Genomic DNA, 9,386 nt, shown 5'->3' with positions numbered 1-9,386 from the left:
GGGCGGGGATGGAAAAGCCGATGCCGATCGAACCGCCGGAAGGCGAAATGATCGCCGTGTTGATGCCGATGACTTCGCCGGCGCTGTTGAACAGCGGTCCGCCGGAATTGCCGCGGTTGATCGCGGCATCGGTCTGGATGAAGTCATCATAGGGGCCGGAATTGATGTCGCGGTTGCGGGCAGAGACGATGCCGACCGTGACCGTGCCGCCGAGGCCGAACGGATTGCCGATCGCCATCACCCAGTCGCCGACGCGCATCTTGGTGGAATCGCCGAACTTCACCGCCGTCAGCTTGTGGCCTTTCGGATCGACCTTGAGCACGGCGACATCGGTCTTGGTGTCGGTGCCGACCAGCGTCGCCTTCAAGGTGACACCATCGGAGAAATTGACCTCGATGTCGTCGGCATCGGCAATGACATGGTTGTTGGTGACGACGATGCCTTGCTCGGCATCGATGACGAAGCCGGAGCCCAGCGACTGCACCTTCTGCGAGCCGTTGTCCTTGTCACCGCCGCGGTTCTTGAAGAAATCGTCGAAGAAATCCTGGAAGGGCGACCCCTCGGGCAATTGCGGCATCGGCACCGCGCCCGGGCCTTCGGTGCCCTTGACCGTCTGCGAGGTCGATATGTTGACCACTGCGCCGAGCAGGCCTTGCGCCAGATCGGCGACCGAAGCAGGTCCATCGGCGGCAAATGTCGGCGTCACGAAGGACGGGACAGCGACTGCGCTGACAAGAAGTGCCGCCGCGCCGGCGATGAATGTCCGCCGAGCCGCGCACAGAATTGTATTGGATGGCATCGAGAAGCCTCCCGGTATCCTTGAAAAGAAAAGCGCTTCGACGAAAACGCCGCGTCACGCCATGTTGGCAAAAAATACGGCACGTTTGCGGCTATGACTATCGGCAGAGGATAAATCATCGCCGCCGTCATGCGCCCCGTACCAGCCAGACGATGCCGACGCCGATCACGATCGCCGCCAGTCCGGCGATCCGCAGCGCGTTCTCGGGCAGCGACAGCACTTCGGTGGCAAGTTTCCTGGCCAGGCCGGGAAAACCGCCATAGACTAGACCCTCTATGACAAGGACCAGGCCCATGGCGGCAAGAAAATCCTGCACCGGCCGCTACTGGCCGGTGCTGGGCTGTGCCGCCGGCGCGGCGGGTGCCGTCGCCGGAGCGTTTGGCGCAGGCGAAGCCGGCTTTGCCGGCCCCTCGCTGCCGTCAGGATTGCGGAAGAAGCGGAAGAACTCCGAGTTCGGCGACAGCACCATCGTCGTTCCGGTGTTGTCCAGCGCCGTGCCATAGGCATTCATCGACCGGTAGAAGTCGAAGAAGGCCGGATCGCGCTGATAGGCTCCCGCGAAGGTGGCGCTGCGCTGGGCTTCGCCCTCGCCGCGCAGGATTTCCGACTCTTTCTGCGCTTCGGCGACGATCTCGACCACTTCGCGATCGGCGCGGGCGGTGATGCGCTGTGCCGCTTCATTGCCGCGCGCCCTCAGCCGCGCAGCTTCCGCCAGGCGTTCCGCCTTCATGCGGTCGAAGGTCTGCTGCGAGACTTCGGCCGTGAGATCCGTGCGGCGGATACGGACATCCTCGATCTGCAGGCCGAGCGAGGTGGCGTCGGGCCTGAGCTGGTCGCGGACTTCGCGCATCATCACGGTGCGCTGTTCGGAAAGTGCGGCCTCGAAATCACGCAGACCGTAGACACGGCGCAAGGCAGCGTCGAGACGCGTCCTGAGCCGGGCTTCTGCCAGTTCGATCTGACCCGACACGGTGGAGCGGAAGACCCGCGGATCCGAGATGCGGTAGGCGATGAAGGCGTCGACCTCATAGAACTTGCCGCCTGACACCTGGACGCGGATGTTGTCGAGGTCGAAGCGCAGCACCCGGTTCTCGATCAGTTGCACGGTGTCGGCGTCGAAGAACGAGAACGGCGCCTTGAAGTAGATGCCGGGTTCGCTCTTGACGTCGACGATCTCGCCGAACCTGAGCACCAGCGCCTGCTGACGCGCATTGACCACGAAGACCGACGAATAGAGCAGGAACAGGATAACCGCTGCTGCGACGACGATGATGGGAAGACGGATGGCCATCACTGGTTACCTCCCGTAACGCCACTGGGCGCAGCGGGTGCCGGCGCTTTCGGTTGCAATGCCGGCAGCGGCAGATAGGGAACGACCCCTTGCCCGTTGCCCTGCTCGACGATGACCTTGCTCGAATCCTTCAGAACCTTCTCCATGGTTTCCAGGTAGAGGCGCTTGCGCGTTACATCGGGCGCCTTGGCATATTCGTCATAGACCGAGATGAAGCGCTGGGCCTCACCCTCGGCTTCCTGCACGACCCGGTTCTTGTAGGCGGCCGCGTCTTCGCGAATCTGTGCGGCCTCGCCGCGCGCCTGGCCGAGCTTCTGGTTGGAGTACTGGTTGGCCTGCTCGACGAACTTGTCCTCGTCCTGCTCGGCGCGCTGCACTTCGTCGAACGCATCGGCCACTTCGCGTGGCGGTGCCGCATCCTCGATCGAGACGGCGTTGACGTTGAGACCGGCCTTGTAGCCGTCCAGCGTCGTCTGGATGATTTCACGCACCGAGGCGGCAATGCCCTGGCGGTCGTCGCGGAAGATATCCTGCGCCGGCCGGCGGCCGACGGCTTCACGCATGGCGCTTTCGGCAACCTGCCGCAGCATACCGTCGGGATCGGACACATCGAACAGATATGCGCTCGGGTCGGAGACCTGATAGGCCACCGAGAACTGGACGTTGACGATGTTCTGGTCGCCGGTAAGCATCAGCCCGGACGTGTTGCCACTCGTCGCGCCGCCGCCGCCGATATCGACGAGCTGCTCGGAAATCTTGGCCGTCTCGACGGTTTCGAGCGGCCACCAATGGAAATGCAGGCCAGGCTGCGACAGTTCGGTCTTCGGCTTGCCGAAGCGCAATTCGACCGCGACCTCGTCGGGCTGCACGGTATAAACCGCCTTGAACGCCCACAGCACCACAAGTGCAGCCGCGATCAGCGCGAAGATAGCCGGGCTCGCGCCGCCGCCACCCGGAAGAGCGCGCCGCAGCCGGTCCTGGCCGCGGCGGATGATGTCTTCGAGATCGGGAGGCGAGCCCTGTGGCCCGCTGGGTCCCTTTGGACCCTGCCCCCAGGGTCCTTGATTGTTGCCGCCGCCACCCCATGGGCCGCCGCCACCGCCGCTTTTGTCGTTCCAGGGCATGAATGTCCTTTCGCTTGGAATTCCCTCAAGCGCCGGTATTACGGCGCAAAATCCAGTATTGTTCTTCTATAGGGACGCAACGAGGCGCTTTCAACGCGATGCGCTGCCGACTTCGTCCGATTTGTCCGGTCGCGACCCTTTGTCTTCCTTCAATGCCCCTTTTTTCATTCAATGTCTCTCTCGACGCCGCTCGTAGACCGAATAACGCGTCGGGTGGCTGTCCTTTTCCCCGGCTGGGACGTCGTGCGAGCTGACAATGTGCCAGGAATCAGGATCGATCGGCGGGAAATGCGCGTCGCCGTCGACCGCTGCCAGCACATGGGTGACATGCAGGCGATCGGCCAGCAGCATGGCCTGGGCATAGATTTCGCCGCCGCCGATGACGCACACCTCGTCCACATCGGCCATGCGGCGCCCGCGCTCCGTCGCCAGTTGGATCGCGGCCTCGAGCGAATGTGCCGCCTCGACGCCCTCGGCGCGCCAGGTCTTGTCGCGGGTGACGACGATGTTCAACCTGCCCGGCAGCGGCCGGCCGATGCCCTCATAGGTCTTGCGGCCCATGATGATGGGCTTGCCCATCGTATCGGCTCTGAAGCGCTTGAGATCGGTGGAGAGCCGCCACGGGAGCCCGCCGTCCCGCCCGATCACGCCGTTCTCGGCGATGGCAACGTAGATTGCGACGTGCATCAATTGCCGTCCGTTGGCTCGAGGATCAGGATGTCGATGTCGCGCTCGGGGTAGAAATCATCCGCCGTCATCTCGAATGTCGTCGGTCCGGTCTTTTTGACATTGTCGCCGCAGAACGAGACCAGGGCTTTCGGATTGCCCTTGTCGATCGTCAGCTTGAACTTGCCGATCGTGCCGGTGGCCCAGTTGCCGCCGGTGGTCAGGATATAGGCGATGCGGTTCTCGACATATTTGGGGTAGCCGTCAGGGTCGTCCTTGGCAGCCTTGCGCACCGCATTTTCGAATGTGCCATCCATGCAATAGCGGGCCTTGTAGGCCGCATACTGTCCCTGGAATTTGCCGTCGTAGAAGAAGCTGACTGAAGACGTGCCGCCGACGCTCGGTCTGTAGTGGTGGGAAACATGGACGTCCTTGTTGGCCGGAAAGGTCGAGCGCCACCAGTAGGTCGAACGCAGTTGCCAGAACGGCGTGTAGACCTTGGTCGTCTCGGTGCCGTCGCTGCCGGTGTCCTCGATGATGATGCCGCGGTTGACCCAGTCATCGACAACCGCTTGCGGCAGCTTGGCCAGCGCCGCCTTCGCCGCATCGCCGAATGGATAGAATGGCACGTTTTGCGCCTTCAACTCGGCGCTGATGTCGATGCCGAGCGCAAACACCTTCTGCTCCAACTGCGGCTTGACGGCAACGCCGTCGATCGTCACCTCGAAGCCGAGGAAATTGTCGCTCTGGTTTTCAGGGATCGCCGGGATTTCTTCGGGATTGCCCGATATTTCGGGCATCGGAAAGGCGACAATGGCCTCGACATCCCTGTCGGTGTTGTTATGGAAGACATAGTCGACTGTCACCTTTTCCGGCGAGATGAAAAGGTCCTCGCTTTGCATCGCCACGGCATCGCTGCGCGACAGGATCAGGCCGCCAGTGCCGAGTTCGGCAACCGAATCATTGGCGAAGGCGGGCGCGGGCGACAGGGCCAGCACGGCGGTCAGAATATATCGCAACATGGAAGCCCCTCGGCTGGAATGCTTGCAGGACCCTAGCGGTTTCAACGTGGCGTTCAAAGCCCTTCCGCATCCGCTAGCGCACCATAGGGAGCTGGACTACGGTCTGGACACGCGCCAGCGCGGTCTGGACTAACAGGTTCCGATCGGGCAGGAGTTCGCCCATGCGCAAGCTTCTCGTCATCGGCATCGGCGCCGGCAATCCCGACCACATGACCGTTCAGGCTATATCAGGCCTGAACCAGGCGGATGTGCTGTTCATTCCCGACAAGGGTGCGAAAAAAAATGAACTGGCCGAACTGCGCCGCCGGATATGCGACCGCTTCGTCACCAATCCGAAGTCGCGCCGCGTCGAATTCGACGTGCCGGTGCGCGACATGCCGGTAGAAGATGGGCCGGAGCCCTCCTACCGCGCGACCGTCGATGACTGGCACGAAGCCATCGCCGCCATTTACGAAGGCCTGATCCGCGACGAGATTGCAGGCGATGGCTGCGGCGCCTTCCTGATCTGGGGCGATCCTTCGCTCTACGACAGCGCGTTGCGCATCCTCGAGCGCGTGAGCCAGCGAGGCAATGTGGCGTTCGAACTTGAGGTGATCCCCGGCATTACCGCCGTCCAGGCGCTTGCCGCCAGCCACAAGATGGCGCTGAACCGCATCGGCGATTCCGTCCTCATCACCACCGGCCGCCGCCTGACCGAGGAAGGCATGCCGGACAATGCCGGCAGCGCGGTCGTCCTGCTGGACGGCAAATGCGCCTTCAACACGCTGGCCGACAAGGATGTCGTCATCCATTGGGGCGCCTATCTCGGAACGGAAGACGAGATTCTCATCTCTGGCCGTCTCAGTGATGTCGGCACCGAGATCGAGAGAACCCGTGAAGAAGCGCGCCGGAAAAAGGGCTGGATCATGGACACTTACCTGCTTCGCAAGCCAAGCGCAGAGGATTAGGCCCTACTGCCCTACTGCCCTACTGCCCTCACCCAGCATCAATCTCCGCCTGCAATGCCTCCATATGCGCCGCCGCCGCGGCCGAGGCTGCGCGCTCGATGGCGCGGAAGCGGCTGACCACAGCCAGGCCGACCGCCGTCAACTGTGCGCCGCCGCCCTTGCGGCCGCCGGTCTGTGCCGCCACCAGCGGTTTGCCGAACACCCGGTTCATGTCCTCGACCAGGTCCCAGGCGTGCTTATAGGACATCTCCATGCCGCGAGCGGCGGCCGAGATGGAGCCGAAGGCGGCGATCTGTTCCAGGAGTTCGATCTTGCCCGGCCCGACGCGCCCGTCGGGATCGAGATTTATCCGCAAGCTCAGCGACGGCATCTTTGCTCTCCGCGGTCACAACCCAACCTCATACTAGAAGCTCCCTGGCGAAACCGCTATTCCAAAAAGACATAGCGGGATCATCCATCCGCCTCGGCGGGCAGGCCGGCGCCGGTGTTTGCCCGATCGAAGCTCACCGCCTTGATCACCGCGAAAACCTTGCCGCCAAGATGAAGCTTCAGCGCCTGCCGCGACTGTTCGGTGATGCGGGCAAGCACGGTTGCGCCATTGCAGTCGATACCGACCTCGACCGCGGGCCCTTCGCCCGGGCTCATCGCGGTAATGGTCCCCGGCAGGATGTTGAGCGCGCTGAGACCCGTCGGCTTTTCGGTGGCGATCATCACATCGCGGGCGCGAATACGGATGCGCACCGGCGTACCTGCCTTCATCGCCAGCTGTGGCACCCGGAGCTCGCCCGCGGCCGAGCCGAGCACGGTCATGCCGAAAGCCTCGTCGTGATGCAGCACCCTGGTGTCCAGCACGGCGCCCCCCTCGCCGCGCTCCTCTGCCGGCAACAGGTCGAGCCTTTGCATCACCGCCTCGGTCGGCCCGCTGGCAACGACATTGCCCTGTGCCAGCATCACCACGTCGCTGGCCAGCCTCGCCACTTCGGCGACCGAATGACTGACATAGACGATCGGGATTTTCGTCTCGTCGCGCAGCCTTTCGACATAGGGCAGGATTTCGGCCTTGCGCGCTTCGTCGAGCGAGGCCAGCGGTTCGTCCATGAGCAGCAGTCTGGGGCTGGCAAGCAATGCCCGGCCGATCGCCACGCGCTGTTTCTCGCCGCCCGAGAGCTTTGCCGGCCGCCTGTTCATGAGCGGCCCGATGCCGAGCAGGTCGACGACGGCATCGATATCGGCGTAGCGCTCCGCCGGCGGCGTGAACCAGCGGCCGTAGCGAAGATTGCCGGCAACGCTCAAATGCGGAAACAGCCGTGCGTCCTGGAACACCATGCCGATGCGGCGCTTGTGCTTCGGCACGAAAATGCCGGCACCGGTATCGACCAGCACACGGCCGTCGACCTCGATGCGTCCCCTGTCGGGCCGGATCAGCCCGGCAATCATGTTGATCAGTGTCGTCTTGCCCGACCCAGACGCGCCGAACAGCGCCGTCAGCCGCCCGGCGCTTTCGAAGCGGGCGTCGATGGCGAAACCACCCAGCCGATGACTGATGTCGACGAGAACGCTCATTCGATGTCCAGTCGCCGGCCGACACGCCGCGCCAGCACCTCCGAAGCCACAAGTGCTGCCATGGAGATGACGATGGAGATCAGCGTCAGGCGGAGCGCCCCTTCATCGCCACCCGGCACCTGCGTGAAGGTGTAGATCGCCGACGGCAATGTCTGCGTCTCATTGGGAATGTTGGAGACGAAGGTGATGGTGGCGCCGAACTCGCCCATCGCCTTGGCGAAGGCCAGGATGGCGCCGGCGATCAGCCCGGGCAGGATCAGGGGCAGCGTGATGGTGACGAACACCCAGAGCGGATTGGCGCCGAGCGTTCCCGCCGCCGCTTCCATCTTGCGGTCCACCGCCTCGATCGACAGCCGGATCGCCCGCACCATCAGGGGAAAGCCCATGACGCCGCAGGCCAGCGCCGCACCTGTCCAGCGGAAGGAGAAGACAATGCCGAAATGCTCTGCCAGGAAGGCGCCGGCCGGGCCGCGCCGGCCGAAGGTCAGCAGCAGCAGGTAGCCGGTCACCACGGGCGGCAGGATCAGCGGGAGATGCACCAGCCCGTTGAGAACGGTCTTGCCCCAGAATTGTCCCCGGGCAAGCAGCAGCGCGATCAAGATGCCCGGCGGCAGGCTGGCAAGCATCGCCACCATTGCCACCTTGATGGACAGCCGGACCGCATTCCATTCGTCGGGAGTGAGGTCCAGCAGCCAGTTCATTGTGCCCCTTGGAACTCAGTTGCTCGGCGCGAGCACGGTAAATCCCTGATCCTTGAACAGCGCGGCCGCCTTGGCCGACTGCAGGCATTTCAGGAAAGCCCGCGTATCCTTGTCCTTCGAATCGGCGGTCTGGGCAACCGGATAGATGATCGGCGGATGCGAATCCTCCGGGAAGGTGCCGACCACCTTGACGCCCTTTTCGGCATGCGCGTCGGTGGCATAGACAATGCCAAGGGCGGCTTCGCCCGTCGAAACCAGCTTCAGCGCCGCGCGCACGTTTTCGGCCTGCGCCACCTTGCCCTCGACCGAGGACCAGACGCCGAGCGATTCAAGTGCGGCCTTGCCGTATTTGCCGGCCGGCACCGCCTTGAAATCGCCCATGGCGAGCTTGCCGTCGCCGATCAGCTTGGCGAGGTCGAAGCCCTTCTCGATCCTGGTGTCGACCGCCGAGTCCTTCGGCGCCACCAGCACGATCTGATTGCCGAGCAGCTTCACTTCGGTGTCCGGCTTGGTCAGCTTCTTGTCGGAGAGATATTTCATCCAGTCGAGGTCGGCCGAGATGAAGACGTCGGCAGGCGCCCCGCCCTCGATCTGCTTGGCCAGCGCCGAGCTCGCGGCATAGGAGACGGTCGCCGCCTCGCCGACATCGGCCTCGCAGGCCTTGTTCACGGCGTCGAGCGCATCCTTGAGGCTGGCCGCGGCAAACACCACCACCTTGTCTTCCGCATGTGCTGCCGGCACCGCCGCCATCAACATCGCCGCAAAACCCCCAATGGTGATCGCCCTCGATGCAAAACCTATGCGCGTCATGGAAGACTCTCCCTGGTTTGAAATCCGGCCGGCTCGAAGCCCGCTAACCGATATATCCGTATGAATATAACAAGGGAAGGCCCGGCGCCCCATGAAAGCGCCTGTACGACACCGATTGTTCTGATGAGACCGGCAAAGAAAACCCTGGAAAGGAAACTCCGATGAAGATCAGCGCCCGCAACGTCCTCAAGGGAACGATCGCCGAGATCGTCAAGGGAGCCACCACCTCGCATGTCAGGATCGACATCGGTGGCGGCGCCATCGTCACCGCCTCGATCACCAACGAGGCCGTCGCCGATCTCAAGCTCGAAAAGGGCAAGCAGGCCTATGCCGTGGTCAAGGCCTCGGACGTGATGGTCGGCATCGACTGAAATTTGCGGCCTTAGACCGCGATCGGCGCCTTGATCGACGCATCGGCGACGTAGTTTTCCAGCCGGAAATCCTCGAAGCGGAAGGCGAACAG

The 9,386-nt window shown here is 63.4% G+C and carries 12 protein-coding genes; 2 read left to right on the top strand and 10 right to left on the bottom strand.

Translation table 11 applies throughout. From position 1 onward, the window contains the following. From EN906_RS12355 to EN906_RS12330, 6 genes are all read right to left on the bottom strand, one after another. The coding region (locus tag EN906_RS12355) for a trypsin-like peptidase domain-containing protein (protein WP_127375195.1) at nucleotides 1-799 on the bottom strand (799 nt) is incomplete at its 3' end. A gap of 127 nt (nucleotides 800-926) precedes the next feature. Continuing rightward, nucleotides 927-1,115, bottom strand: a complete 189-nt coding sequence (locus tag EN906_RS12350; RefSeq protein ID WP_023813072.1) for a DUF2065 domain-containing protein — start codon at nucleotides 1,113-1,115, stop codon at nucleotides 927-929. Between the two features lie 6 nt (nucleotides 1,116-1,121). Then, on the bottom strand, nucleotides 1,122-2,090 hold the full coding sequence (locus EN906_RS12345) for a protease modulator HflC (RefSeq protein ID WP_127375194.1): 969 nt from the start codon (nucleotides 2,088-2,090) through the stop codon (nucleotides 1,122-1,124). Continuing rightward, nucleotides 2,090-3,214 (bottom strand): FtsH protease activity modulator HflK, encoded by a 1,125-nt coding sequence (hflK, locus tag EN906_RS12340; protein ID WP_023813074.1) that lies wholly within the window; start codon nucleotides 3,212-3,214, stop codon nucleotides 2,090-2,092. Before hflK ends, EN906_RS12345 begins: the two co-directional genes overlap by 1 nt. Nucleotides 3,215-3,382: 168 nt before the next feature. Continuing rightward, entirely contained in the window at nucleotides 3,383-3,901 is a 519-nt protein-coding gene (locus tag EN906_RS12335; RefSeq protein ID WP_127271784.1) for a dihydrofolate reductase, read from the bottom strand. Continuing rightward, entirely contained in the window at nucleotides 3,901-4,902 is a 1,002-nt protein-coding gene (locus EN906_RS12330) for a DUF4424 domain-containing protein (RefSeq protein ID WP_127271786.1), read from the bottom strand. The genes EN906_RS12335 and EN906_RS12330 overlap by 1 nt, the downstream gene beginning before the upstream one ends. Before the next feature lie 161 nt (nucleotides 4,903-5,063). Between EN906_RS12330 and cobF the strand changes: the two genes are divergently transcribed. Next, nucleotides 5,064-5,849: a precorrin-6A synthase (deacetylating) gene (gene cobF / locus EN906_RS12325; RefSeq protein ID WP_127271200.1), complete on the top strand. Its 786-nt coding sequence runs from the start codon at nucleotides 5,064-5,066 to the stop codon at nucleotides 5,847-5,849. Nucleotides 5,850-5,877: 28 nt separating this feature from the next. Here the strand turns inward: cobF and EN906_RS12320 are convergent, their stop codons facing one another. From EN906_RS12320 to modA, 4 genes are all read right to left on the bottom strand, one after another. After that, complete coding sequence (locus EN906_RS12320; protein ID WP_127271788.1) at nucleotides 5,878-6,219, bottom strand: winged helix-turn-helix domain-containing protein; 342 nt, start codon at nucleotides 6,217-6,219, stop codon at nucleotides 5,878-5,880. 80 nt (nucleotides 6,220-6,299) lie between these two features. Continuing rightward, nucleotides 6,300-7,412: a molybdenum ABC transporter ATP-binding protein gene (modC, locus tag EN906_RS12315; RefSeq protein WP_127375193.1), complete on the bottom strand. Its 1,113-nt coding sequence runs from the start codon at nucleotides 7,410-7,412 to the stop codon at nucleotides 6,300-6,302. After that, nucleotides 7,409-8,113, bottom strand: a complete 705-nt coding sequence (gene modB / locus EN906_RS12310; protein ID WP_127270935.1) for a molybdate ABC transporter permease subunit — start codon at nucleotides 8,111-8,113, stop codon at nucleotides 7,409-7,411. The genes modC and modB overlap by 4 nt, the downstream gene beginning before the upstream one ends. A gap of 15 nt (nucleotides 8,114-8,128) precedes the next feature. After that, complete coding sequence (gene modA, locus EN906_RS12305; RefSeq protein WP_127270933.1) at nucleotides 8,129-8,923, bottom strand: molybdate ABC transporter substrate-binding protein; 795 nt, start codon at nucleotides 8,921-8,923, stop codon at nucleotides 8,129-8,131. A gap of 161 nt (nucleotides 8,924-9,084) precedes the next feature. Between modA and EN906_RS12300 the strand changes: the two genes are divergently transcribed. Further along, on the top strand, nucleotides 9,085-9,294 hold the full coding sequence (locus tag EN906_RS12300) for a molybdopterin-binding protein (protein ID WP_024501417.1): 210 nt from the start codon (nucleotides 9,085-9,087) through the stop codon (nucleotides 9,292-9,294). Nucleotides 9,295-9,386 lie beyond the last annotated feature (92 nt).

Source organism: Mesorhizobium sp. M7A.F.Ca.CA.004.06.1.1 (assembly GCF_003999135.1).
Taxonomy (GTDB): Bacteria; Pseudomonadota; Alphaproteobacteria; order Rhizobiales; family Rhizobiaceae; genus Mesorhizobium.
This window is presented reverse-complemented; position numbering and strand designations above follow the sequence as displayed.

Bases quoted from the DNA above. Each gene is read 5' to 3' on its own strand.
- cobF (WP_127271200.1), top strand. From the start codon at position 5,064: ATGCGCAAGCTTCTCGTCATCGGCATCGGCGCCGGCAATCCCGACCAC.
- EN906_RS12345 (WP_127375194.1), bottom strand. From the start codon at position 2,090: ATGGCCATCCGTCTTCCCATCATCGTCGTCGCAGCAGCGGTTATCCTG.
- EN906_RS12300 (WP_024501417.1), top strand. From the start codon at position 9,085: ATGAAGATCAGCGCCCGCAACGTCCTCAAGGGAACGATCGCCGAGATC.
- modC (WP_127375193.1), bottom strand. From the start codon at position 7,412: ATGAGCGTTCTCGTCGACATCAGTCATCGGCTGGGTGGTTTCGCCATC.
- EN906_RS12335 (WP_127271784.1), bottom strand. From the start codon at position 3,901: ATGCACGTCGCAATCTACGTTGCCATCGCCGAGAACGGCGTGATCGGG.
- EN906_RS12330 (WP_127271786.1), bottom strand. From the start codon at position 4,902: ATGTTGCGATATATTCTGACCGCCGTGCTGGCCCTGTCGCCCGCGCCC.
- modA (WP_127270933.1), bottom strand. From the start codon at position 8,923: ATGACGCGCATAGGTTTTGCATCGAGGGCGATCACCATTGGGGGTTTT.
- EN906_RS12320 (WP_127271788.1), bottom strand. From the start codon at position 6,219: ATGCCGTCGCTGAGCTTGCGGATAAATCTCGATCCCGACGGGCGCGTC.
- modB (WP_127270935.1), bottom strand. From the start codon at position 8,113: ATGAACTGGCTGCTGGACCTCACTCCCGACGAATGGAATGCGGTCCGG.
- hflK (WP_023813074.1), bottom strand. From the start codon at position 3,214: ATGCCCTGGAACGACAAAAGCGGCGGTGGCGGCGGCCCATGGGGTGGC.